The sequence below is a fragment of the Streptomyces sp. So13.3 genome, assembly GCF_005860785.2.
GTDB classification, from domain to species: domain Bacteria; phylum Actinomycetota; class Actinomycetes; order Streptomycetales; family Streptomycetaceae; genus Actinacidiphila; species Actinacidiphila fildesensis.
This window is the reverse complement of sequence record NZ_CP048835.1, coordinates 1,936,872-1,960,767: the sequence shown is the minus strand read 5'-3', so window position 1 is coordinate 1,960,767 and position 23,896 is coordinate 1,936,872. Positions and strand designations below refer to the sequence as shown.

General features: G+C 66.3%; 23 protein-coding genes and 2 pseudogenes. 12 read left to right on the top strand and 13 right to left on the bottom strand.

The window, feature by feature from the left end:
• Window positions 1-574 precede the first annotated feature (574 nt).
• Complete coding sequence (locus C8250_RS08980) at window positions 575-757, top strand: helix-turn-helix domain-containing protein (RefSeq protein WP_138357968.1); 183 nt, start codon at window positions 575-577, stop codon at window positions 755-757.
• 53 nt (window positions 758-810) lie between these two features.
• On the top strand, window positions 811-2,088 hold the full coding sequence (locus C8250_RS08975; RefSeq protein WP_138357970.1) for a site-specific integrase: 1,278 nt from the start codon (window positions 811-813) through the stop codon (window positions 2,086-2,088).
• 153 nt (window positions 2,089-2,241) lie between these two features.
• Here the strand turns inward: C8250_RS08975 and C8250_RS08970 are convergent, their stop codons facing one another.
• Genes C8250_RS08970 through C8250_RS08960 form a run of 3 tightly spaced genes read right to left on the bottom strand, consistent with a single transcriptional unit; the run spans window position 2,242 to window position 4,758 of the window.
• Entirely contained in the window at window positions 2,242-2,673 is a 432-nt protein-coding gene (locus tag C8250_RS08970) for a hypothetical protein (RefSeq protein ID WP_138357972.1), read from the bottom strand.
• On the bottom strand, window positions 2,645-3,811 hold the full coding sequence (locus C8250_RS08965) for a nucleotidyltransferase (protein ID WP_244809044.1): 1,167 nt from the start codon (window positions 3,809-3,811) through the stop codon (window positions 2,645-2,647). Before C8250_RS08965 ends, C8250_RS08970 begins: the two co-directional genes overlap by 29 nt.
• Window positions 3,808-4,758 (bottom strand): CBASS cGAMP-activated phospholipase, encoded by a 951-nt coding sequence (locus tag C8250_RS08960; RefSeq protein WP_138357974.1) that lies wholly within the window; start codon window positions 4,756-4,758, stop codon window positions 3,808-3,810. Before C8250_RS08960 ends, C8250_RS08965 begins: the two co-directional genes overlap by 4 nt.
• Window positions 4,759-4,978: 220 nt before the next feature.
• Between C8250_RS08960 and C8250_RS08955 the strand changes: the two genes are divergently transcribed.
• Entirely contained in the window at window positions 4,979-6,004 is a 1,026-nt protein-coding gene (locus C8250_RS08955; protein WP_138357976.1) for an XRE family transcriptional regulator, read from the top strand.
• Between the two features lie 65 nt (window positions 6,005-6,069).
• Here C8250_RS08955 and C8250_RS44805 read toward each other — a convergent pair.
• Window positions 6,070-6,225: pseudogene (locus C8250_RS44805) on the bottom strand (transposase); the annotation flags it as partial.
• Window positions 6,226-6,452: 227 nt separating this feature from the next.
• A complete protein-coding gene (gene ltrA, locus C8250_RS08950) occupies window positions 6,453-7,655 on the bottom strand; it encodes a group II intron reverse transcriptase/maturase (protein ID WP_274599420.1) in 1,203 nt (400 codons plus the stop codon).
• Window positions 7,656-8,451: 796 nt separating this feature from the next.
• On the opposite strand from ltrA, the gene C8250_RS08945 reads away from it, so the two are divergent.
• On the top strand, window positions 8,452-8,793 hold the full coding sequence (locus C8250_RS08945) for a ferrous iron transport protein A (RefSeq protein ID WP_138359037.1): 342 nt from the start codon (window positions 8,452-8,454) through the stop codon (window positions 8,791-8,793).
• A gap of 6 nt (window positions 8,794-8,799) precedes the next feature.
• Window positions 8,800-9,174, top strand: a complete 375-nt coding sequence (locus tag C8250_RS08940; protein ID WP_138359035.1) for an endonuclease VII domain-containing protein — start codon at window positions 8,800-8,802, stop codon at window positions 9,172-9,174.
• Window positions 9,175-9,493: 319 nt separating this feature from the next.
• On the opposite strand, the gene C8250_RS08935 is transcribed toward C8250_RS08940, so the two are convergent.
• A complete protein-coding gene (locus C8250_RS08935; RefSeq protein WP_138359033.1) occupies window positions 9,494-10,147 on the bottom strand; it encodes a hypothetical protein in 654 nt (217 codons plus the stop codon).
• Window positions 10,148-10,161: 14 nt separating this feature from the next.
• Window positions 10,162-11,181: a hypothetical protein gene (locus C8250_RS08930; protein WP_138359032.1), complete on the bottom strand. Its 1,020-nt coding sequence runs from the start codon at window positions 11,179-11,181 to the stop codon at window positions 10,162-10,164.
• A gap of 132 nt (window positions 11,182-11,313) precedes the next feature.
• Between C8250_RS08930 and C8250_RS08925 the strand changes: the two genes are divergently transcribed.
• From C8250_RS08925 to C8250_RS08915, 3 genes are all read left to right on the top strand, one after another.
• On the top strand, window positions 11,314-11,718 hold the full coding sequence (locus C8250_RS08925) for a hypothetical protein (RefSeq protein WP_138359030.1): 405 nt from the start codon (window positions 11,314-11,316) through the stop codon (window positions 11,716-11,718).
• A gap of 18 nt (window positions 11,719-11,736) precedes the next feature.
• Entirely contained in the window at window positions 11,737-11,988 is a 252-nt protein-coding gene (locus C8250_RS08920) for a hypothetical protein (RefSeq protein ID WP_138359028.1), read from the top strand.
• A gap of 370 nt (window positions 11,989-12,358) precedes the next feature.
• On the top strand, window positions 12,359-13,336 hold the full coding sequence (locus tag C8250_RS08915; RefSeq protein ID WP_138359026.1) for a hypothetical protein: 978 nt from the start codon (window positions 12,359-12,361) through the stop codon (window positions 13,334-13,336).
• 236 nt (window positions 13,337-13,572) lie between these two features.
• Here the strand turns inward: C8250_RS08915 and C8250_RS43425 are convergent.
• Window positions 13,573-13,893, bottom strand: a pseudogene (locus C8250_RS43425) (haloacid dehalogenase); the annotation flags it as partial.
• A 211-nt stretch (window positions 13,894-14,104) separates the two neighbouring features.
• Here C8250_RS43425 and C8250_RS08910 point away from each other — a divergent pair.
• From C8250_RS08910 to C8250_RS08895, 4 genes are all read left to right on the top strand, one after another.
• Window positions 14,105-14,845 carry a hypothetical protein gene (locus C8250_RS08910; protein WP_138359024.1) on the top strand — a complete coding sequence of 247 codons (741 nt, stop codon included), beginning with the start codon at window positions 14,105-14,107 and terminating at the stop codon, window positions 14,843-14,845.
• The gene (locus tag C8250_RS08905) at window positions 14,842-15,234 is read left to right on the top strand and encodes a hypothetical protein (RefSeq protein WP_138359022.1); all 393 of its coding nucleotides are present in this window, start codon (window positions 14,842-14,844) and stop codon (window positions 15,232-15,234) included. Before C8250_RS08910 ends, C8250_RS08905 begins: the two co-directional genes overlap by 4 nt.
• A gap of 396 nt (window positions 15,235-15,630) precedes the next feature.
• On the top strand, window positions 15,631-16,161 hold the full coding sequence (locus tag C8250_RS08900) for a hypothetical protein (RefSeq protein WP_138359020.1): 531 nt from the start codon (window positions 15,631-15,633) through the stop codon (window positions 16,159-16,161).
• Entirely contained in the window at window positions 16,158-17,468 is a 1,311-nt protein-coding gene (locus C8250_RS08895) for a HEAT repeat domain-containing protein (RefSeq protein WP_138359018.1), read from the top strand. Before C8250_RS08900 ends, C8250_RS08895 begins: the two co-directional genes overlap by 4 nt.
• A gap of 403 nt (window positions 17,469-17,871) precedes the next feature.
• Here the strand turns inward: C8250_RS08895 and C8250_RS08890 are convergent, their stop codons facing one another.
• The 5 genes from C8250_RS08890 to C8250_RS08870 form a co-directional block, all read right to left on the bottom strand.
• Window positions 17,872-19,101: an ATP-binding protein gene (locus C8250_RS08890; protein WP_187144792.1), complete on the bottom strand. Its 1,230-nt coding sequence runs from the start codon at window positions 19,099-19,101 to the stop codon at window positions 17,872-17,874.
• Window positions 19,102-19,364: 263 nt separating this feature from the next.
• Window positions 19,365-21,854, bottom strand: coding sequence for a DEAD/DEAH box helicase (locus C8250_RS08885; protein ID WP_138359014.1), 2,490 nt, complete (start codon window positions 21,852-21,854; stop codon window positions 19,365-19,367).
• A gap of 206 nt (window positions 21,855-22,060) precedes the next feature.
• On the bottom strand, window positions 22,061-22,384 hold the full coding sequence (locus C8250_RS08880) for a hypothetical protein (protein WP_187144791.1): 324 nt from the start codon (window positions 22,382-22,384) through the stop codon (window positions 22,061-22,063).
• 88 nt (window positions 22,385-22,472) lie between these two features.
• Entirely contained in the window at window positions 22,473-22,877 is a 405-nt protein-coding gene (locus C8250_RS08875; protein WP_187144790.1) for a hypothetical protein, read from the bottom strand.
• A complete protein-coding gene (locus tag C8250_RS08870; protein ID WP_138359010.1) occupies window positions 22,874-23,728 on the bottom strand; it encodes an IS5 family transposase in 855 nt (284 codons plus the stop codon). The genes C8250_RS08875 and C8250_RS08870 overlap by 4 nt, the downstream gene beginning before the upstream one ends.
• Window positions 23,729-23,896 lie beyond the last annotated feature (168 nt).

Sequence of the window (23,896 nt, the reverse complement as noted above, 5' to 3'; positions counted from 1 at the left end):
TTACGGGCTGTGCCTACGGAGCTCTGCTTCTGCGTCTGCGCGGTTGGGTTGTTCGGCGAGGACCTCGTGCAACGTGGCTACTGCCGGGATAGAGCGGGTCCTCGCGCACATCGCGGTCCACCCCGGAGCGGCGACCCAGCATTTTGCCCAAGGCGTCGGTGCTTCCGAGCGCGCAACCTCCATCTACTCACCGACGAGGGGCTGCTGGCTGGCGCTCGTCACTGACGGCGCGCACCCCGCAACTCGGTCGTACCGGCTGGCGCCCTGATGGGCTCAACGGCGGCCAACGTGGCAGGGGAGTCGCTGCGCTGAGCGCTTTATAGCCGACGATCCCCGGTTAGCGAAACCGGGGTTTCTGCGGACAGTTGTTGTCGCCCGCACCGGCTGCTTGGCGGTGGAACGAGTGCGGACGCTTCCAAGGCCCACACCCGCTCCTCGCTAGGCGAGCAGCGGCAGAACTGGACAGGTGTGTAGATGGCCCATCGAAGAATCCCGATTTCCCCTGTGCCTGTTTCGTGGTGGCTAGGCGTAGGCGCATCAGCGGATGAGGCTGCACCGCTGAAGGGAAACTGAATTGACCCAAGGGGGTAGTTACAGAATTCTGACGCCCGCAGAAGTGGCTGATTGGCTCAAGGTGAGCGAGACGACAATCAAGAACAAGTATCGGTCCTGGGGGCTCCGGCCCCAGAAAGTCGGACGTCTTTTGCGATTCCGGGAGCGCGATGTAATTGCCTACCTGGAATCAAAGTACGGATAAGCGGCAGCGAATTCACGTATGAATGGTTCGGCGAGGGGGTTAAATTGGCGCGGGTGTTCCAGAAGTGCAAGGAAGATGAGAAGAGTAAGTTCTACCCGTGTGTCGTGACTCGATGCGGGCATCCGTGGACGGTTCGGTACCGGGAACCGGGAGGCCGCACTGGACGTCAGCGCGAGCAGTCCTTTGACAAGAAAGGGCCGGCGGATACATTTTCCGCCAAGGTCGAACGGGAAAAGGACCTCGGCACCTACATAGGTCCGACTGGACTCCTGACGCCGCTGGTCGCGGTGTACCGGGAATTTATCAAATCTGGCGACCGGGTCAGTGGTACGCGATATCAATATGAGACAAGCCTGCGGCTCCACGTGGAGCCGTACTTCAAGTCCCAACCAATCGGGGCTGTGAAGGCAAAAGATTTGCAGGCTTGGCTCACGTGGATGGTCGACGAGCGCGGCTATGAAGAGAGCACCGCTATCAATCGGTACGAGACGCTCAGCGGGGTCTTCAGTTTCGCCGTCGCCAACGATTACATCATGAAGAATCCGTGCCATCACGTTCGTACGGCTCGCAGGCGCGCCAAGCGCAGGGCGAAGAAGACCATCCGCCTGCCGACGCTGGTCGAGGTGCAGGCGATAGCGCAAAACCTCCCAGGGCCGTACCGGCTGCTGGTCTGGCTGATGGCTGGGTGCGGTCTGCGAATCGGTGAGGCAAGTGCCGTTAGCCTCCAGCAGTTCGACTTCGAAGCCGGAACGCTCTACGTGGATCGCCAGATCACGCAGGACGGCGAGAACGCAGAAGCGCAGACCAAGGTGCAGAAGGCCATTACGAAGGGCCGCGGTCGTGCCCACACCATCCGCCATCTCAAGTGGCGAGATCGAGACGAAGGCCGGGCGGTCCCGCTGCCGCGCACCATCGCAACGAAGGTCAAGGAGCACATCAAACGATACGGCACCCTCCGCATCGAGAAGGGACTCAATCGCATGGCGGGTGACTACCTTTTCGCCAATGTGGGGCGCACCAACATCCTGATGTACTCCCTCGTGGACCGGCTCTGGCGCAAGGCCCGGACGGCTGCGGGGATCACCACGAGGAGCATCACCCCCCACTGGCTACGCCACTTCTTCGCGTCTGCTGGCCTGTCTAAGGGCGTGCCGGTGACGGATATGGCCGAGTGGCTCGGACACCGGGATCCGAAGATCACTCACCAAACCTACGCCCACGTGATGCCGGACGCGCCAGATCGTTTGCGGACCGTGATGGATTCCGTGTTCAACCTGGAGACGGAGCTCGCTCTACCGCTGGAGTTCGAGGCGTTGGTCGAGGCTGGGTAATGCCAGCTCGTCGTTCCCGATGCCGCCGGCTGGAGCTTCCATGCGGCGGCATCATGCGTTCCTTTGTCAAGCCTCGCCGTTGCAGTTGGGGTGCGGCTGAGGGTGGGGTAGATCCCCACCTGGCCAGAGGAGGAGAACGCGGCCGTCGATCACTTATCGGATCCGGCTCGCGGGTGGCGGCACTACGTGGTCGTCGCCGCTTCCGGTCCAGCGTCCAAGGACCAGCCAGAGTTCGTAGTGCAGGAGCCATGCTGAGGTCCACGGCAGGATCGTGTTCGAGAGGAACATGTGCTCGTTCCACTCTCCGGGCAGATACAGGCACAGGTCGCCGTCGGGGTAGACGTGCGGGAGAGCCGTGGCGTTGGGATGCAGCGCCAGCGGCGGATCAGTGATGGTCACGCGTGGTCTGCGCCGGTGGCGGTAGACGATCCGTACCGTGTAGTTCCTGCTCGCAGTAGTGGGCTGCAGGGTGAACGTGCAGACGAGTTCACCACCTCGTACGGCAGCCTGGACGCCGGGGATGACCGCTTTGATCGCGGCCATCTGGCGGCCGAGGTTAACCGCGCGGGCCGGGATGCTGGCCATAGAAGGTGTTCGGCTTCCTGCGGGGACCGACGGCCGTCGCGGAGAGCAGTCCGGTGGGGCTCATCCGCTGGACGGTGGAGGCTTTCTCACGGGCCGCGTAGCGCTCGTAGGAGCGCATCATGGGGCCGGCCTCGAAGGATTTGACGAGACGGGAGTACACCACGTCCAGGCCCTTGGACTCCATGAGGGACAGGCCGTCCATGGTCGTGCTGATCTCGTCGAACCAGGAAAGGAACTTCCGGCGCCGCTCAGGATATTCGTTCCATTTGTCGGTAAAGTTCTCCTCTTCGTGGGCGGGGTTGGGAACCCACCACTGGCCTTCGCGATTTTCGATCAAGCGCGCCATGGCGGCGAGCACGTTGCGGACAGCGGTGAACAGGTCGTCTTCACCGCGGTAGGCGCGGCCGGCGAGTGTGGTCAGGAGAATGGACGGCGGCCGGTTGTCGGTGTCCTCGGCGAAGAAGAGCATGCAGTGCCACTTGAGGATCTGCACGAGGCGCTGCAGGGTGCTGCGGATGTGATGTTCGGGGACCTCCGCGACGTTGGCGTGCAGCTTTTCGAGAAGGGCGCGGGACTGTTCCGAGCGTTTGCGGAACCAGTCCGCGTAGCCCAGGGGGTTGCTGTGCTGCCACTTGTGGAGGTTCTTGTCCGTCAGGAGGATGCCGGTGGGCGGGTGGTCCTCGTCGGGGATGGCGGGCAGGACGTCGAGGTGGAAGCCCGGGTATCCGAGGGTCCAGCAGCGGCGACGGGCCTCGAGGCTGTCCGGCCCGTCGGTGTGGCCCTGGCGCTGCTTCCATCCCCGGTAGGCGACGAGCTGGTCGCCTACGCGCTGCTTGAGTCCTTCTTTCGACGTGCTTTCCTGCTTCAGCGGGAGTCGGCAGACAAGGTCGATGTCGTACTCGCCGCTCTCCGTGCCGGGGCGGACCACGGTACCGAGGAGGAAGGAGCCCTGGGAGTGGATCTCCCATCCGGGGCTGCCGTTCTCCGCGAGCCAGGCCCCGACCTCCTTGTAGCGCCGGACCGCGGTGTCGTGGAGATCCGGGGAGATGTCGAGGACTTCCACGGCGCCGTCGAGCAGCATGGACAGCATCTGTTCGAGCGAGTCGGTGTTGTCCCGCGTCTGATGGAACGCGTTCACGATATTTCCTTACGAGCGGGGTAGAGGGGGACGAATGCCGCTGCGTGGTGATCGCAGAAGGTGCGGTGGATGGCCGGGGAGGCGTCGCGGCTGACGTGCCCGGCCAATCCCGACAGGGTTTTGATGTCGACGTCGTCCAGGGCGACAGCGCCGGTGGGGACCGTCGGGTTGAGGCGGAGCACGTTGTCCTTGCCGACGAAATGGCGTACCTGTTTCGCCGCGCTCTCGCTCTGTGCGCGCATGAGCACCTCGACAGCGTCGCCGGCCCAGGGCAGCAGACCGCCGCGGTCGAGACGGTGGTGGCGGCGGCGGACGTCCGTGGTGGTTCCGAGACTGAACACCCGGATCGCGTCGAGGGGCACGGCCAGCGGGCCCACCGCCTCGGTCAGCGCGACCATGGCCGGGTTGTTCGCCCAGACACCGCCGTCGACGAGCCGTGCTCCGTCCAGAGGCATCCCGGGCAGGTAGGTCGGTGCGGCGGAGGTGGCCAGCGCGACGTTGACGGCTTTCTCGCGCCAGTCGCGCTTGAGACCGGGCAGATGCGGGGTCCGGAAGAGGTATACGTCGTCCGCGGCGATGTTGTAAGAGGTGATCACCAGGCGTTTGGTGCTCTCGCCGAAGGTCCGGTCGCCGAAGACTTCGGTGAGGGCCGCGCGCAGCGGCTCCGTGCCGTACTTCGCGCGCACCAGGTGCCTCAGGCCCCGCATGCGGCTGCGGTCCCGGAAGATGCGGGGCCCGTGCTCGGTGTAGAACTCGAGGATCTGCTGCGGGGACAGCCCGAGTCCGAGGCCCAGCGCGATGATTCCGCCTGTCGAGGTGCCCGCGATCAGGTCGAAGTGGTCCGCGATGCGGACACCGAGATCCTCTTCGAGGCGGGCCAGGACCGCGGCAGAGAACATGCCGCGAAAGCCGCCACCGTCGAGGGCCAGTATCTGGAAGCGCTCCATCAGTTCAACCGCCCCCGAACCATGCGTCTTTCGAAGGCTCCGCCCACCGGGGCCGGATCTTCGCCGTTGAGAGTACTTAATATCACGACACGCATTTCCGTGCGCGTTTCTACGCGCGCGTCGTAAGGTCTGTGTCGGCCACGCACCCTGGAGCGTGTGCGGGATCCGTGTTCCGCCAAGATGTGGAGACCAAGATCAGACAGGTCGAGCAAGGGGAAAGATGAGCACGCAGGCGTTCGAGCGCACTCGGCTGCGGACCGCCCGCGAACTGGCCGGGCTGAGCCAGACGCAGCTCGCCCGCGAGAGCGGGCTCACTCCTGCCGCGATCAGCCAGTTCGAGAGCGGCGCGGCACGGCCCAGCCCGGACACGACCGGTGTCCTGGCCGGGGTTCTTGCGGTACCCCCGGGGTTCTTCCATGAAGCGATGGTCGAAAGTCATGAGGGCTTCTTCCGGTCGCTGCGCCGGACCTCGGTGTCTGACCGCCGCCGCGCGCGAGCCATCGCGCACGTCGCCCACGATCTGGCCGTCCATGCCTCGTCCGCGCAACGGTTCTGCTCTGGCGACGTGCCGATGCTCCCTGTGAGCGGATTGCAGGCCGAGCGGGCCGAGATTGAGGAGACCGCAGCCCGGGTACGGGCGATGTGGGGACTACCCTCAGGACCGGTCCCCAACGTCGTGGAACTTCTCGAGATGCACGGGATCGCGGTGACCCGCCTCCCCCTCGACAACACGGACGTTGACGCCTTCTCCCTGCCCTTCTCCGACCATCCGGTCATCGTGCTGGGCACCGACAAGAACGACCGGGCCCGATCCCGCTTCGACAGCGCGCACGAACTCGCCCACCTCGTGCTGCACGGCGAGCAGATCTGGGGTGTCAAAGAGGTCGAGACCCAGGCTCACCAGTTCGCGGCGGCCTTCCTTATGCCCGCCGAGGACATCCACGACCAGTTGCCGACCACGGTCGACTGGCCGGCCCTGTTCGCGCTCAAGCGGCAATGGCAGGTGTCCCTCGCCGCTCTGCTCATGCGCGCCCGGACCCTGGGGCGCATGAGCGAGAACACCTACCTGACCGCTATCAAGGCGGCGTCCGCGCGGGGGTGGCGCCGCATCGAACCGGTCCCTCTCGGCCGGCCGGAGCAGCCGACAAGGCTCCTCGCCTACCTCGCCTCTGCCGACAGCGCCCCGGTACGGGCAATCCTTCCGTCCCAGATCGTGGAGAGCCTCAAGACCGCGTCCACGGGATGACCGCACCGGCTCGTAGCGTTCTCCTGCTGATCTGGATGCCATGCCGGAGGACATGCCCTTCGCGCGACCAGTGTCTTGACTGGCCCCTCCGTGCACAGCAGGGCGTCGACCAGCTCGAACAATGCGTCACCACGCACGTCCAGGCAGCCGTAGAGGTCCCGCCGAAACCCGGACAACACGCTCAACTGGTCGACGTAGCCGACCCCATCCAGCACACTCATCACAACGGCCGGTCAGTGGCACTTCGAAGCTCGACACTCCGAAGAATCGCGGGCGGCCGTTCCCGTTGTCAGCCAAACGACAAACCCCGACGAGAAATGATCTTATCGGGGTCAAACGCCAAGCTTAGTAGGGTCGGGGACTGGCGCGGTGGCTGACGCTCCGTTTCCAGTCCCCGCCGCTTCAAACCGTGCATGCAGTTCTCCCGCACACGGCTTTCCGACATCGTTCACCGGCTGGCATGCGCCGTCGCCCTGCGCACATTTCCGGTAAGACGGTAGACACCGAGCCGAGTGATCCACCCGTACGTAAATCGGGTGGCCCAGTTCCTGCCCGCGAGTCTGTGTTTCGCGCTGGCGAAAATCGCCAGCCGCTCGTGGACGTAGCCATCAACTACGTTGAACTTCCGCCCGGAGTTCCCGTTGCGGAAGTACGCAGCCCAGCCCCGCAGCACGGGGTTGAGATCGGCTACCACAGCGGATACTGGCCGTTCAGTCTTCGAACGAGCGGTCGCCGCGCGGACTTTGTCCCGCAGCACCCGCATCGCTCTGGCCGAAGGCCAGCGTTGCAAGTAGTACTTGCCCCGCCATTTCCACGACTCCATCTTCCGGTGGTGGAAGCCAAGGAAATCGAAGCCCTGTCCGCCTCCGGTGAGGCAGATGATGCCGGTCTTCTCCGGGTGCAAGCGCATCCCGAGCTGTTCCAGCACTCGCGCCGCCAATTCACGGGCCTGTTCAGCCCGTTGTGCGGTCGGCGACAGGACCACGAAATCATCGCAGTACCTCACCAGTGTCCCCAGCCGGCGGCCTTCGCTCTGCCACGCCTCATCGAGAACGTGCAGCGCGATATTCGCCAGCAACGGGGAAATCGGTGAGCCCTGTGGGGTTCCTGCCCCGGTCGGGGATGTCACCCCGCCCTCCAGAACTCCCATCCACAGCCAGGCCCGGATCAGCTTCAGCATCGACCGGTCCACCACACGCCGTGCCACCTGGGCCATCAGCGCCTCATGGTCGATCGTGCCGAAGCAGTCCCGGATGTCGGCCTCGAACACCCACTCCCGCCGCTGGTTCGCCGCGACGCGCACGGCTTCGCACGCGTCGATCGCGGACCGTTTCGGCCGAAATCCGTAGCTCGCCTCGGTGAACTGGGCTTCGAATACTGGTTCCAGGACCAGTTTCGCGGCCGTCATCACCACCCGGTCCGCCACGGTGGGGATCGAAAGCGGCCGGAGCTCGCCCGGCCGCCCCGGTTTGGGAATCTGGACCCGTCGCAGCACCGACGGACGATACGTATGCGTCCGTAGTCTCTGCGAAAGGTCCTGGAGGAATGCATCCACCCCCGAGGCTTCCACCGCCTCGACGGTCATGCCGTCCACACCGGGGGCTCCTCGGTTTGCGCACACACCGGCCCATGCCCGCCTGAGAACGTCCATGCGGTGGACATGGCCATACAGGGTATGAAACCGGCGTTCGGGTTCTTGCTTGGCACAGCGGTAAAGCGTCCGCTGCAGGGTTCGGACCTTGTCCAGAGAACGACGGCCCGGTCCTGCGGCGCCTTCCTCCCGGCGGATGGAACTAGCCGAAACGGCACTCATCCGAGTCCCTCCATGTTCGCGAATCGCATCGATGAAGCAGGGGCCCTTCGCTCCCAGCGGGTTGTGTTGTCCCGCCGATCATCACTACTACGACCCCCTCCGACTGCCTCTCGGCAACCCTCCATTTCCCGGTTCTGCCGGTTATAGGAAGGTCACGCTTCCCGGGCCGCAAACCCGGGGCCGAGGAGGCTCTCTCCAGTTCCCAGGACAACCTTCCGACCATTCCACGCCCCTTACGCCGGGAGGTTCTTCGGCGACCGCTCCAGGTCCGAGATCGCCTTCCGTGGCCTTCGCCAAACAAGCACAGGCTCGGCTCCTCCTTGGCCCGCCCATGGGCGGGGGTTAAATGACGACGCTGCAGGCTTCACTTCATGTTGCGGACTGGTCGGTTGCACGCCCCCGGAGGGCGCTTGTCACTCCACTTCGACGCCACCATTTCGGGTGACGCCGGGAGTCAGCTACCGGGGACCCTGGCGTCTCCCCGGACCGGACTTTCACCGGCTGGCTATCCTGAGCTTGACGTCCGGTTACATCACCCTCATCCCTTCTGAGCTGCGATGACGCCCGGACTGCTGGACGTACGCTTGCCGTTTAACCTGTGGGGCTCTGCGAGGTTGAACGGGAAGATGAGCGCATGAGCTCCAATTCCGTTCCTGATCCGACGAGCGTACGAGACCGTGAAGCCGTCGAGCACGTTCTTGGTCGCCCTCTCGACCAGCATTGGCCGGCCGCTGCGTTGACTCCGGGCAGTCGGGTCAGCGTGTTGCGCGATGCAGAGTGGGACGGGCCGTGGCAGTGCGAGTTCCTTGGCGCGATCGATGCACTCGGCGCCCCCGAGCCGGTCCGGCATCCCCACGCACGAAGTGGGGAATTGGTGTATTGGGTCAGCTTCGATGAACCGCACTACGACGCCGCCGGGAACGGCCCCTACCGCAAGGCCCAGATCTGGGACCGATACCTGCAGCCCAAGGCGTAGCCCGCGGTGTGCGGACTGCAGGGTCGTCTGTGGCGTGGGGGCCGTTACGAGGTTGGTTTCAAGCAGTACGGCGAGGGCCGCATCTGCAATGAGTGCACCCGGATCACGAACGCGAAGAGCAACCTGAGGGCTGGCTACGGCCTCACATTCGACGACATCGCGCGCATGCTGGCAGAGCAGGACCACGCGTGCGCCACGTGCCGGCGACCCTTCACCACGGTCGATACCGCTGACTTCCGGATGGGGGATGCCAATGTCGATCACTGCCATGCCCGCGGGCACCACCGGGGTCTGCTCTGCATGAGCTGCAACATCGCGCTGGGCAAGGTCATGGACAATGTGGAAACGCTCCGCAGGATGATCGCCTACTTGGAGGCGTAGTCCACCGGCTCCGCGTCCGCCTCAGGCGCTGGGCGCCGTCGTAGGTGGACCACCCCGTCGCCCAAGGCCCCGGCGCCGAGAACGACTTCGTGATCGGTGGATATCCCGAAGTCCTGCGCCTCTTGGTCGTTCACCTGCCGGGCCTGCTACCGGTAAGCACCCATACCGTTCCGTGAGGTGCGGCCGGCGGCGGCTCGTCGGCGTGCCCAGAGCGCCGAGCGGGGGCTGTGTCCCGATCGCGGCAGTGAGCCCGGTCCGTCCGGCGTCTGCCGGGGCTGCGAGGTCCAGCGGGCCGTCGACAGAGGAGCGGCTGCGGCCCCTACACGCCCGCCCGCTCGTCATCGACGAAGACCGCCAAGAAGCCGAACGACAGGATGACGTAGGCGAAGAGCATCGACGCGGCGGCCGTCGGGGACGGATGCCACAAGCGCGCGCGGTGCAGGAAGAGGTATCCCGTCACCGCGCTCAGGGCGAAGTACTTGAGGTAGATCACCTGCCCCGTCCTGGCCACTGCGATCTGGTGGGCCACCAGGGAGAGCAGGACGTAGACCCACAGCCAGCTCTCGGTCAGGGCGAGCCACGCGCAGACCGCGACCACCGGCACGGATACCAGCAGCAGCACCGCCGAGCGCAAGGAGAGCTCCGCGGTCGTCCGGCGGCGGAAGGCGGCTCTCGATATGCCGGACCCTCGCTGCCAGACGAGCAGCGAGGGTCGGCCGAAGCGGGCGATGGGGAGGCTCACCTCTTGGTCCGTCGCCGCGTTGTACACGGTCACGTGCACCCGGCCGTCCCGGCAGTGGAACACACTTCCCTGGGGCATCCTGCCGATTTCATGGCGCATTCGGTGGACCAGGCGGATCACCCTCACGGAGCCCCAGCTCATGAGGTGCAGCAGCGCGGTCACGGCGGCCCAGAGGGTACCGGCGATCAAGGTCGAGACGAGGAACTGCTTGAGGAGGTCCATCACGCCCATGAGTTCACCCGGTCTTAGTGGAAGAGGTCATCGATGAAACCGCCGAACCCGTGGCCGGACCCGTTCCCGGCCACCGGGCCGGCGCCGTGACCACCTGGGTGGGAGGCCCGGCCACCGCCACCGCGGTGCTGGTCCACGTCCTGGTCATTGAAGTCGCCGCTTCCCGACGCGGGGGTCGTCCCGGATCCGCGGACACTGTCCTGGAGCCAGCGCCAGGCCCGTTCCGCAGCCTCCGGGGCCTCGACCCCGCCCACACCGCCTCCCGCGCCCGCGCCGACGCCGAGAAGCCAGACCAGCACGGCCTTCGCACCGGCTTTCCTGGGCGGCGGCGGGAAACCTCCGGCCAGGGCGATCGGGGTCAGGCAGGCCCCGCCGCCCCGGGGATCACCGAGGTCCTCCAGCAGCGCCAGGATGCCGTGGGCGAAGGGCCTGTCGGCCAGGGCCCGGCTGAACACGTCAGCGGGGACCGGGTGTCCGCGCCGGCCGGCCTCGCGCGCCTGGGTCACCAGCATGGCCAGGCGGGGCGCGGTGAGTTCGGCGAGGTGGTCCTGCCACCCATCTGGCAGCTGCGGCGTCTGGACCACGGGCCATAGGGCGAACACCGCGAGGTCGACCATCACCGACTCGGGGAGCGGGTCGGTCGGAGGCCGCGCGGCCTGGTGGAGGTACTGCGCGGCGCCGGCGGCGAGCAGCCTGCGCATCTGGTTCTTGCCGTGCCGAGGTCCGGTCGCGCCGTCCAACTCGTGCCGGAGGGCGTCGAGTTGGACGAGTCCGTCCGTACGCCGGCGTCGTTGTGGCGGCAGGTCTCCCGCGGAGATGAGAGCCCGGTAGTCCGAGGCGAGCCGCTCGATCCACACCCGCAGATCGGGCAGGGCCAGCGGTGCCGGGGCGCTGTCACCAGGGTAGTGGTGGTGATGGACGACGTTTTGGGTCCCGCCGTGGACCTGATGGATCTGCGCGTGGCCCTTCGCGCGTGCCTGCTGGTGGACCTGCTCCGCCGGATCGGGTCCATCACCGGGGGCACGTGCCGTCATGCGGCACAGCTTGACGGAGAAGCATGATCGAGTGCAGTCGAATCGACACAAGTGGACGGCGGCTGTGCCATGTTGGTCGCCTTGCTGTCATCGGCCGGCCCTGTGGCGGGCCGTGAGGAAGGGTGGTGCGCGATGTCGGGCCCCGTACGCAAGACGGTGGCGGCTGTGTCGTCCGTGGCGGCGGCCGTCGTGGTGCTCTGGGTGGTGGGCACCGCCTCGTGGGGATGGCTGCCCGATGACGACGGAGCCCGCTGGACGGTCGGCACCGCGGTCGGAGCCGTCGTGGCCGCGGCGGTGCTGTTCACCCTGGCGGCCTGGGCTTCCGCGCCGGCGGTTCCGGCCCCCGCACCCGGCGGCCGCCGGGTGTCCCAGGCCGCGGACGGGCGGGACGACGCCGTCATCGAGCAGGCCGCCGGACACCGGGTTCCGCCAGCCGCGGTCCCGGGGGCCGCAGCCCCCCTGGACGAAGTGGACCAGCGCGCGAAGGGAAAGGGTCGAGCGCGCATCCGCCAGACGGGAGGCGACGACCAGCCCTGACACCTCGGGCGGTAGGCAGTGTCGCGCGCGAAGCAACTCGCCGAACAGGGCCACACATCGGCGCTCCATCTCACGGCGTTCCTCACCGCGCGACAGTCCCCAGGAGAGGAAGCACTCTCCTGGTACAGGAAGGCAATCCTGGCGGGAGAACCATTTGCTATCGCCGAGATGGCGGATCTATTGAAGGAACTAGGGCGGCGCGACGAAGGCGATCGCTTGCACAAGTATGGTTTGGAAGCCGATGGGCAGATCGCTAGCGGCGCGGGCTGACCCACAACTGGCGTCGCGTGGGAGCGCCCTGCTGGCGCGATCGAGGCTGTGTGGCGAGCCATCGCGAACGGCACCACCGACTGGGTCACGCGCCGGCACGAGCTGGCCGCCGTGATGGCGGCCACGGGAAGCGGCCGACTCCGCAGACAGCACTCCTAAAGACGAGGAACCGGGCCAGAAGACGTGTGCTTTCGAAGTGCTGGCCAACTTGCGCAAGGGCCAGGGGGTTGTACCCATCAGAAGCACGTAGGGCTACTTCAACCCACGGAAAGAGGTTCGTCAGTCAAGTTCGAGCTCTTACCTTGTTTGGACAGAAGGCCGGACCGACCGTCCATCATCGCCTGCTCGATGGCCAACTGAAGGGCTCCGCATGACAACCAGCGACGCCGTCCGCGTCGGGCGTTTCCATACCGGACGAATCCATGATGGACGGCCCCAAGCGCTGGATGCGTGGCGTGTCACCACGGATATCGAGCGGGTAGCAACCGGTGTGGCCAGCCTGATGGGTGGCCAGCCCACTGCATGCGCGAGTGGTGACCACTCGCTGGAAGTACTGACGGAACACGAGAGTGTACGGATCATCATGGATCAGCCCGGCGCGGTACAGGCCCACATGGTCCTCTGGCGACAGAACAAGCGGGTCCACCATTGCGACGGTATCGAGTTCCTGACACCGGAGGATAAAGAAGGCCAACCCTGCGGCTGTCCCTCGCTATTCGCGGAACGCAGAGCAGCAGCGAGATCGGGTACGGGGCCTATGCCCTCCACCGACCTCGTGTTCAGGCTTGCTGCCGACCCCGCTCTCGGAGAGTTCCACCTCCCGACGAGCTCCTGGCAGATGGCCGAGCAGAGCGCCGAGCTGCAGGCCGACCTGAGCCGAGTCGAAGGCCAGGCGGTCTGTGACCTCACGCTCGAAATGGTGCTTCTTACGACGCGCAAGGGCATGCTTGTCAGCTATCACAAGCCCGTCGTCACCGTGCTTGGCAGTCCAGACACCGTTGCCCCCGAGCCCCCTCGGATTGCCCCATCCGCCCCGGTCCCCGTCGTCGTTCCCTCCACCGGGCCAGCCGCGCATAGGAACCGCTCCAATGGTGACAGGAACATTGCGCATCCCTCCCCATCTGTTCCGTCGACGACGCCACTGGTCGGCGTCGACACCGAACTGATGGCCCGCGCGGCCCGCATCCTCGGCACCGACAGCGACCAGGAGACGGTTGCCGCTGCCCTTTCCAGCGTACTGAAGAACCAACAGCAGGCCGTCGAATTCAACCGGCTGCGCGAGGACCTCCATCGCATCGCGGTCATCACGGAGCACGCTCTCCAAACTGACAACGATAATAAGCCCTAGCTATGCCCCGTTCCGTGGTCTCCAAAGCCGCGCGGTCTTCCATGTTGCGAGCAGATCGACTCCAGTTACCCGGCCTGCAGGTACCAGTTTTGGGCTCATTCATAGACGATGCTGATCTTCGAATAACGCCCAACGTCAAGGGCCATTGTGCCAAAATCGGCCGGTTCGATGGGACAGTGCAGAAATCTCCCCTCGCGCCCTGACGCGCTGACGGTCCTTGTCCAACCCCCACGCAGTCCGCCGGCCCGCACGGTCTGGTTCCCGGCGATACCTACCCACAGCACCGCTTCGCACAGAGCAGCCAGCGTGAGCCGGACGTCGGGTAAGGGTCGCCCTCGCCGAACCACTCCGGCTATCCGGCGGCCGCGCACTTCGCCCGTTCCATGGTCAGACGGGACCCTGGAACGTCTCGCGATAGTCACGGCCTTGAGCGATGACCGCCCCGAACATGGCCGTGAAGGTGTGCCATGGCACACCAGCCGGTCCACCCAAGTCTCATAATCCCGAGCTTCGTCAACCAAACGCTCACCCACGTTGAACACCACCGCACGAACCATGGTCGGCCGGTTAGTAGGCGGTACGGCGCGGGGCGAAGCGGTCCTTTCGGCTTGCGATCAGCCGCCGCGCGCCACGACTTCTGCGAATGCGGTCGGTTGCTACTCCAGATCGGTCGCCTCTGATCACACGGAAGCCGAGGACGGTCAAAGCGAGGGGCCTGAGCACCGTCTCCCGCACACTGGGCTCGCGAGCAATGGAGCGGAGGTCACCGTGGGCAAGCTGACGGAAGAACAGCGGCAACCGCGAGCCCGTGCGAGGGCCCGTAGCGAAGCACTGCAGGCGGAGGAGGACGACCGACGCCGGGAGGAAAAGCGCGCGCAGTGGGTGCGGGAAGGTATGTACCTAAGCCGGCAGGAACTCAAGGCGGGCCAGCCCTGCCGCGGTTGTGGTGAACCGATTCTCGACGGCCTTGGTGAGCGGCCGCCGCTGCTGCGGTTGACGCCAGAGGAACGGGCCGAGCACGATGCGGCAGAGGCCCGTTACAAGGAGCGCCACGGCGATTGCCGAGCTATGCGCTGGACGATGAGCGGATCCCGCACGCAGCACTGCGGTTACTGCTGCCCGCCGCCTCCCCTGGGCGAGGAGCAGGCGAAGGCGATCGCTGAGATCCTGTTCTCCCACAAGACCGACAGACGAGACTTGGACGACTGGGACCTCACGCTCACTTGCGACCACACCGTCTGCCACACCCAACACCGCGACCATCAGCGCTACTCGACAGCCGTCGTGAACTGCCCGACCTGTCAGACGCGGCGAGGCGTGGTCGAGGCTGTGCACATCGGCCCCACGGAAGATCTCCTAGGCGAGGTGCAGCGAGAGCGCTTGGCTGCGGAGCTTCGGGCAGCCGAGGCGAAGGGGGAGCGGCAGCGCAAGGCCGCAGCTAAGACGGAGCAGCGGATTGCCGAGATCACCAAGGAACTCTCAGGTACTGGCGGACGCTCCGGCGATTGACCGAGGTGGTCTCATTCACCACCGTTCAGCAGGATCTGGATCGCGGGTCTGCTTGCTTGTCTCTGGAGGCGGCATTCCCTGCCATCGCCAATATGCGGATACTCGCCGCCATGACCTCGACTTCGCAGGAAGAGATAGAGAACGTGGCACAGGTCATCACAGACCTCCACATCGCGACGGTCCCTGGCGAGCATGCTCGCGCGGCCAGCCATGCTGCGGCCAACCTATGCTCAGGCGCCGGCGCTGACCTCTTGTACGCTCCGACCAGGCTGCAACAGTTGATCACCGAGGCCATCGAGGTTGGATACGCGACGGCCCTGCGCGATGTGCGCAACGGCGACTTTGATGGGGACATACAGGCGTGGCGGCCTGACCTGCTCGAGGAGTGAGCCGAAGCGGGTAAGTCGACCGGCCGGGGACGAGGCTGCTCCATGGTTTCAGTTGTGGTTGCGTTCACCGCCGTTCGGAACCGTCCGAGCGAAGGTGGCCGAGCCATTTGACCGCAGGTCAGAACGCTCGTGATCTTGTCCGGACCCCAAGCGAACATTTGGAAAGCGTGTTGATGGCAACCCCTTACGAGTTCGAATCTCGTATCCTCCGCACCCGCCCAGCTGGGCAGATGAAGGGCCAGACGCATTGCGTCTGGCCCTTCATCGTTGTCGCTCACCCGTCGTTGTCCTGGCTTTTACCCATGCCGTGTCGGGCAGAGGTGCCTGGCTCCAGAACTGGCGAGGCTTGCAGCTACCCGCAGCGGGCTGTCAGTCCCCCTCACTAGGTTGCGGTACATGCAATCGCTGATCACCGTCATTCGCACGCACGACGATGCCGCCGCTTTTCTGGCCTGGCCAGGTGACTTCGACCTGGACCAGGGTGACCACGGCGAGGATGTCCACCTTGCCTCAGGTGCGGCGCTGGAGGGCCTTGCCGGTCACGGGGCCGGGGGCACGTACTTCTTCTGCGGTGAAGGCGGCGAGGAGCGGCCGATTCTGTTCGCGGACTCCGAAGGCCATGCGGCTCTGGTGGCCGTCGGGCTGCCCGAGCTCCTGCGGCTGCTGTTGGTGGTGCCGTGGTGGCAGGACTGCCAGACGTTCACTGCGGAGGAGAGCCGCGAGCTGGCTGCCGAGTATCTGGAGGACATGCCCGATCTCTGGGCTCGACGAGACCGGGCGGCAGCCGCCCTCGGTCTCTCCCTTCCGACGGAGGCCGCTGCGTTGGCCCGGCTGCGTGAGGCCGTCACTGTGACGGGCAGGGATTTCCTTCTGGTCTTCACGCCGGAGAGCGAACCGTACGACGCGCTCTTCAAGGACCTGGCATGACCGGGAGGCAGTGGGTTCTGGCCCTGTCAGCCGGCGAGGAGGCCGAGCGGCACGCCGCTGTCGCCAGCTTGGTCGCACTCGGTCCTGCGGCACTGCCCGCCCTCATGGGCGAACTGCGCGACGACACTTCCCCGGTGACCGAGACCGCGCTGCTTTCGGTGCTGTGCAGCATCGGCGCCTCGGCCTTCGATCCGGTGCTCGATGTCCTGCAAGACGCGGTGCCGGGATCGCATTGGCGGGCACTTCGGGTGTTCACCCGGTTGGGAACCCCCGCACTGGAGGGATACCTGCGGGCGCTGGCCCACGACGATCCTTTCGTACGCCGGGCAGCGGTCATGGGCATCAACGACTGCGGCGAGGACGCGCTGCCCGTAGCAAATCTGCTGGTGCCGCTGCTGGGTGACGGCGACGAGGAGGTACGCCGGGCCGCAGTCCGGGCCTTCTGCTCGTGGGGAGCAGTTGTAGTGCCGCTGCTGCAGATGGTGCGCCGTGACGGGCCTGGTACGGCGCGCGGGGGTGCACTGGAGTGTTTGGCGGAGATCGGCGGCGAGGCGGCGGTCAGTGCGCGTGACCGAGCAGCGCTGGAGCGCCTTGTCCAGATCAAGCTGATGGACGACATACCGGTCCCCATCTCGTGCTGCTTTCTCTCCTGGATCGCGGTGAGTACCGGCGACCAGGCCGGCGTCATGGAGATGCTGGGCCTGCCCGCTGCGTATCCGGTGCCGTTCTCCGCCGGGGTCGACGCTGCGGACTGCGACAGCCACGGCGGACTCGACGACGACCCGCACCACCAGTACCGAAGGGTTTTCGTCACGCCTGAACTCGCGGGCTGGACCCTGGTGGTCGGCTCCTGGTGCGACCCCAGTGCAGCTGAGCGCGAGGCCGCAGTGCTGAAGGCGTGCGAACACCTCAGCGCCCGGTACGGGCGTGCCCAGGCGTACTGGTACGGAGCCCAGAGCGACGGCTCGGCCGTCCTGGTCGCCGAGCGCGGCGAGACCGTACGCCGCCTCGCCTACATCCCGGGCGACGACACACAGCACCTGGAACTCGGGGCCCCACTCGCGTACGAGCAAGATTGCCGTACGGCTCTCGGGCTGCCCGCGTTGACAGCGGAGCACCTGGAAGTTGACGAGGACGACGATGAATGGATGTGGGAACTGCTCGAAATGGCCACCAAGCTGGCAGGGGAGCTGAGTATTGACCCCCTGTCGATCGACGCCGACACTCCGGCCCGGGGAGTCGGCCTGCTGGCCCTCACCGAATACGGCCGCCGCCTCGGCGCCCCGTGCGGAGCGCTGCGCCTGTAGGAGTCCCGGTGCCGCATGCCTTCGTGGTCAGCTGGTCTGGGGGTGCCGAGGGTTGCAGTCACCCCCGTTCAGCACGGTGCGAGCGCCTGCAACCAGACCACATGGATCCAGTTCAGGACACTGATGAACCCGTCCGGACACCCGGACGAACAGTTGGAAGGCGTGTTGGGGGCAACCCCGGACGCTATGCGTTTCTGGTCTCAGTTTTGATCTCAGTTGCCTCTTCCGGATCGGATCACAGACTCACTTGAGTCGGTGGCCGGAGGAGGCTCCCGCCTCGTGCGTGCCTTCGCGAATCCTGCGAGGCCTCCTGCCCGCTGAACGCGCGAGGCGCTCCGTAGGAGCATCCCGGCGCAGCGCCTCGCGCGTGGGCCACAGCGCAGCGGCCTTTCAGTCGCTGTAACTACGCGTTACTGTCCTTGGCGGCGTGGACTCGGACCAGCGCCTGCTCCATGCCGCGCAGGCCGGCATCCAGGCTGATCTGCTGGAGCCAGTTGTCGACAAGGGTGCGACGCTCGCCGGGGTCGCGCTGGTCTACGCCCGGGTCGGCCAGGAGGTTGGCTCCGTGGGAGGTGCCAGCGTCGGGAATGGGGGTCAGTCCGTTCCCGGCGAGCAGATCCGGCACGTCCGGGCCGCTGATGAAGTCCAGCCCGAGGGGCTGGGGAACGACCAGCGGATCGACTCCCGCCAGAGCGGCGAGGGCAGTGATCACGGGGTCGCCGACCAGCGTGGTCACCAGGGAGTCCACGAGGTCGCGAAGGGCGCCGACTGCGAGCGGGGGGCTGCCGGGCAGCTTCAGGGCGTACCCGATGCGTACGACGACTTCCAGGCTGACTTGGAGGTGGGAGACAGGGGCTCCGTAGGACGACGGCAGGTCGAGCTTCGCGATGGCTTCCAGCGGGAAGGGCTCCGCCCCGTTAGGGCCGCCCTGCCACAGCAGACGAACCGTGCGGGCCCGGTTGAAGCCGGATCGGTGGAAGGGATTCATCCCGCCATCCCCGAGCGAGGCGCACCAGCGGAAGAGTGCCTGATGCAGTGGGGAGCTGTTCATGGCATTGGCGAAGGCCTCCACCGCGTTCTCGGAGAGCGGGCGCCAGGTGGCCGAGGCGTCGACTGGGACGAACATGCCGGTGCGGACCAGAAAGTCGGCCGTGTTCTGGCCGTTAGTGTCTCGGGGGAGTTCAGCGGGCGGCAAGCGCAGCCCGATCGTCCTTAGTTTAGGTGGAGCCTCGGTGATCAGCTGGATGAGGCGCGGCAGGCTGGCGACAGCGTTGCGGCCGTGCAGCCGGATCGGAGCGGCCCCCTGAATCAGTAGGGGTCTGGGGGCCTGCGCGGGGTCGACGCGGACCACGAGCACCATCAGGCCGCCGCTGTCAGGCAGGGGCACCGGGATGATCTCGGGCTCCCACGGGGGTTCCAGCTTCTGGTGGCAGGCGCTGACGATCTGAACGATCGTCGACTCCGGAACGCCGGTGATCCGGTCGTCCAGGTTGCGCTCGGTCACGCCGACCAGGATCAGGCCGCCGTAGCTGTTGGCCATCGCCGCGACCGAGTCGGGGATCTTCGCAGCGAAGCTCTCCTTGTACTCCAAGGTCAAGCTCTCAGGCTGCCCGATAGCCACGAGTTCGCGCACGCGCTCCAGCGTCACGTCGTCTGGGCGGCACGCGAATAGGGAAGTCGTAGACGTCATTCGGGCCACCGGATCGTAGCGGCAGCGTGCTTGGTCAGTTTCACCCAGCTCAAGCTAGCGAAGCCACAGCAGCGGGGAGGGGCATTTCCCCTGCTGCTAGCTCAGCCGCGGCTTCTCGATCGGCGATGGCGGCGCGCAGCTGCTCCCCGACCGGCGGTCGGGCGTCTCAGGCCAGGGCCGTGAGTCGGTCCGAGGGCAAGGCGGTGTCAGGAGGCACGCGGCTTGACGCTGAAGCGCTCAGTCAGCCCTTGGGCCAGGAGACGATGAGCCTCGTACTGCTCGGCTACCGCCGTCGCATCGCCCCAACTATCTGCGTCGGCAAGCGCAAGTGTCGCCTTTCGCACCGCCTCGCTCAGCTGCGCCATGGTCGCAGTGGTGACAACCCGAGTCCCCGGCGGAGCGACCGCGTTGTGCTCCAGGAGGTTGACCCTGTGCAGAATCACAGGGGTGGCGCTGCAGCTCTGGTCGTACGTCTGCTGAAACCAGTTCATAGAGTGGGCCAGCTGCGCGACGTCGGAGCGCCAGATCTTGTCGACCGTCGCGCCCGACTTCGCCTCAAGCACCAGGTACTTCAGATCTCCGACAGCCCATAGGACGTCGGGTCCGTTGCCGGTAGCACGTTCCGGACGCTGAGCCTCGAAGCCGAGAAGTCGCCCCAGTCGCTCCAGTGCTCGCTCGAAAGCGGGTACACGCTTCGGGTGGTAGATGAGTTCGTCCACCAGGACGTCGATGCCGACCAACAGGTCGTTGCGGTTGGCGTAGGTGCGCGCCAGGTACGCGGCTGCCATCACCGCCTGGGGGTCGGTCACCTTGATACGGGTGGCCTTCACGCCCGCGATGGGCCGCAGCAGTGCAGGGTTGTACTCCAAGGCCTTGACGAGGGTCTGCTGGGCCTTGGGTTCGTCGATGAAGTGTTGATAGGCAGCCAGCTGCTCCTGGAGGAAACCGCGTTCAGCGAGATCAGCAGCAGCGGCGACAGCTTTGCTCATGTGCCCCACCGCCGCTGCGTACTGGCCCAGTGCGGCCTGGTCGAAAGCAAGGCGGGCGGGTGCGGCGACCGGCGAGATCGTGCTGACCGGGTAGGTGACTGGGGCCAGTGCGCCACGGGACGCGGTGATCCACGCTGGATCACGGTCCAGGACTTGCCGGATCACGCCCTCGATCTTCTCCAGCGGCTGGCCCACCAGGGTGGCAGCTACCTTACGGGAGAGGTCGATCTGCGCGAGGGTGGCGGGTCCGAACCTGGCGCGGTACCGTGGCGTGGCGATCAGTTGCGACAGATGGGGACTCAGCAGCAGGACTACACAGTGGTCGTTGGCCGACCGTACGCCGCGGCCCATGCCCTGCTCGATGCGCTGCAGCTGCCGGTTGATCATCTCGTCGGAGTCACCCAGTACGATCGCCTCACGGCGCGTCAAACCGCCGTAGGCCTGCGGAAGGCCGTCCAGGACAAGCACCTCGCACGCGGTTCGCGGCAGGTCGATCCCGTCGTACTGGTTGACCAGTACGACCAGGCCCACGTGACCGGCTCGCAGACGAGCGACTGCGTCACCAATACCTTCGGACTCCGCGGCGGTAATCTCCGCATAGTCAGCCCATGCGGCAGCTCTGCGGTAGGACGGGACGATAACCACTACGTTGACCCGCTGGGCGAGGTCCGCAGCCATTTCGCGCACCTCGCTCTCCCGAATGGCAGGGCTGATCTCCTGGGGAGCCAGGATGAGCCGATCACCGAGGTAGCCAGCGTTCGCCGGCGTGATCGCAGTTCCTACGGTGGTGGGGTCGGCGGCGAAGTCGGTCACCAGAACACTGTCGTCGGCAAGGGTGGCGGTCAGGTGCACCCGGCGGCGCGCCCGCGAGAAGCTGGCGATCTTACCGATCGGCGGGTACGGCGGCTGAATCTCCAGCCGGTCGGCGGTGAAGACCGCACGGCATACCGGCAGCACTTCCTTGATCAGCGGCCAGGACCACTCCAGATCATCTTCGTAGCGCAGCGCATGAAGCGTCTCGGTGACCGTATCGATGTGGCGCGTCCAGGCCCAGAAGGGCACCTGCGCCACTGCCGAAGAGTCCTGGGTGGTCAAGTCCAGGTACTGGCTGGCGGACTGCTGGCGCAGGTCGTCCGCGAAGAGCTCCAGCAGCGCGGCGAACGGCTCGGAATACTTGGTTCGCGAGAGCGTCAGGGTGAACTTCTCGCGCACGGTGGCGAGCGCCGCGTGGGCGTCGTCGACCACGATCGTGCCGACCTCGGTCACCGGTCGCCCATCGCCCTGGAGCCCGAAAATGCTCTTGCCGTTGACGAACCGGTGCAGGCTAAGCACACAGATCGCCTCACCGCTGGCGAAGCGGGCGGATTTCGGGTCATTTGTGACCTCCAGGCCCAGGCCCTGGGCCTGCTCCATGGCCTGCCGGGCCAGGTAGGGGTCCGGCGCTAGATAGAGCACGGGGCCGACGCCTTCGTTCTGGCTCGACTGGCAGATGAGCAGGCCAACCACGGTCTTCCCGCCGCCGGTGTTGAGCTTGATGACTAGGTCCTTCGCGGTCCTGCGCTTGTACCACGCCTGCAGGACCTGTCCTTGCGGGTCGCGAAGAAACTCGTAGCGTTCGGCGCGCTGCGGAAGCGCGTCGAACAGCTCACGGGGATTGGTCGGTGTCGGGGCCGGCCCGGAATCGAAGGCGGAGAAGTCGAAAGCCACAAATGCCCCCGGGGGCTCGCGTGTTGATGTGGCTCCCGCTGGGGCCACAGCCGCACACGCTAGCGGAGGAGCTGGCTTAGATTCATCTTATTTGCGCCATTTGCAACGCTGGTGTATCCCGTGGCACAGGAGGCCGGGCACGATTCCGATCGGAGCCTGGGCCGAACCCTTCCGGCACGTGGAACCCACCCATGCTTGGGTCACTCCTACTCCAGGTCGGCGTGCGGGAGCCGTGGTCGGCGGCCGGACTTGCCGCCGGCGGAGCAGGCCGCACCGCAGGCACCGCGACCGCATGCGGCACCGGCGCGACGCACGGCACCGCGGGCGGCGCGGGCGGCAACGGCTCCTTCCCGGCCCCAGTCGGCGGCCCCGCAGGCGCGGCGGCCGGCTACGACGGATCCGGCGGCGCCGGGTACGGCACGAGAGGTGGCGACCTCAGGGCACTTGTCGAGGAAGCTCCGCATCGCTCGGCTTTGGACGACGTGTGCGTCAATGTCGTCGCACGCCGTCACCGGGGCCCACCTGGGCATGTCATCGATCGTGGCCATCTCCCCGACCACTGCTGGAGACGCCTCAAAAGGACCCACCCGTGATCCTTTTGCGAGTTCTTAGTGGGCGTTAAGTCCGTTTCTGGTAGCGGCCTCGTCCGGGTTGGGTGAGGAAGCCTTGGCGGAGGAGGCGGGCGAGGCGGCTTCGGGTGATGTTGACGGATGCCTCGTCGATGGGCATGTCGAGGTGTTCGTGCAGTTCACGGGCCCGGAATGCCTGGTCGGGGTGCTGGTTGAAGGTGTTCACGATGGCCTGGTAGGCGGTGCTCATCTCCGTCTGGGGTGGTTCGGGTTCGGCTGCTGCCGGAGCGGCCTGCTCGATGACCTTCCGGGTGATGTCCAGCTCCGCGAGCCGGGCCTCGGTCTCGGCCAGCCCTGCGGTGAGGTGTTCGATCTGCTCGCGGAGTTCACCGGCGCGTGCGGTGGCCGCCTCGTGCTGGGTTTGGAGTGCGGCGAGGAGTTCGGTGACGTTCACGCTGCCAGCCCGAGGTCGTCGCGCCAGGCGGGGCTCGGTGTGGTCAGGCGGCGGGTCATGTTCGAGGTGGAGGCCCAGTAGACGCGTGAGGCGGAGGTGTCGGGCCGGTGGTCGTACTCGCGGGCCAGGCGCCGGTGCAGCAACAGGGTCCCGTTGACCTGCTCCACGATCCACCGCTTGGGCTGCGGGACGAAGCCCTTGCCCTTGTCGTCCGGGTTCCGGCGGACGATCTCGACGTCGATGTCCTGCAGCACGCCGTGGATCACCACCTCGTCCTTGAAACCCTGGTCCACCAGGGCCTTCTCCAGACGGTTCCCGCAGCGTTCGGCGGCCTGGTCGAGCAGGGCGGTGCCGGCGGCGTTGTCGTGGGCGGAGGCCGGCAGGACGACGACGCCGATGACCAGGCCCAGAACGTCGACGGCCAGTCCGCGCTTGCGCCCGGACACCTTCTTGTTGACGTCGAGTCCCGTCGTGGTCGTCGGGACACCGGCTGCCGCACGAACGGACTGGGTGTCGATGATCACGAGGGACGGGTCCTCTAATCGGCGGGCCTTCTCCCGCACCTGGCAGCGCAGGAGCTCCTGGATCCGCTGGTCCAGGCCGTCCTCGCGCCACAGCGTGAAGTAGTAGAACACCGCTGACCAGGACGGCAGGTCATGCGGCAGATAACGCCACTGACAGCCCGTCCGGTTCTGGTAGAAGATCGCGTTCACGACCTCCCGGAGATCACAGGACCCCGGGTCCCCGGTCGCCGACCGCGCCACCCGGTCCTGCTTCCAGCCCGTGATCATCGGCTCGATCAACGACCACTGCTCGTCCGACAAGTCACTCAGATACGCCTCTCTGCCCATGCCCGGCATCCCAGCATGTCCATGCCGAGTGTCGGGCCCGCACCACGATCCGTCCTCCGATCGAGCGACCCTGAACTACGAAAGAACGGACTTAACGCCCACTTAGGTTCCATAATCGCTGCCCTGCGCCGGGCGTCGACCTCTACTGTCCAACTCATGCATATGGAC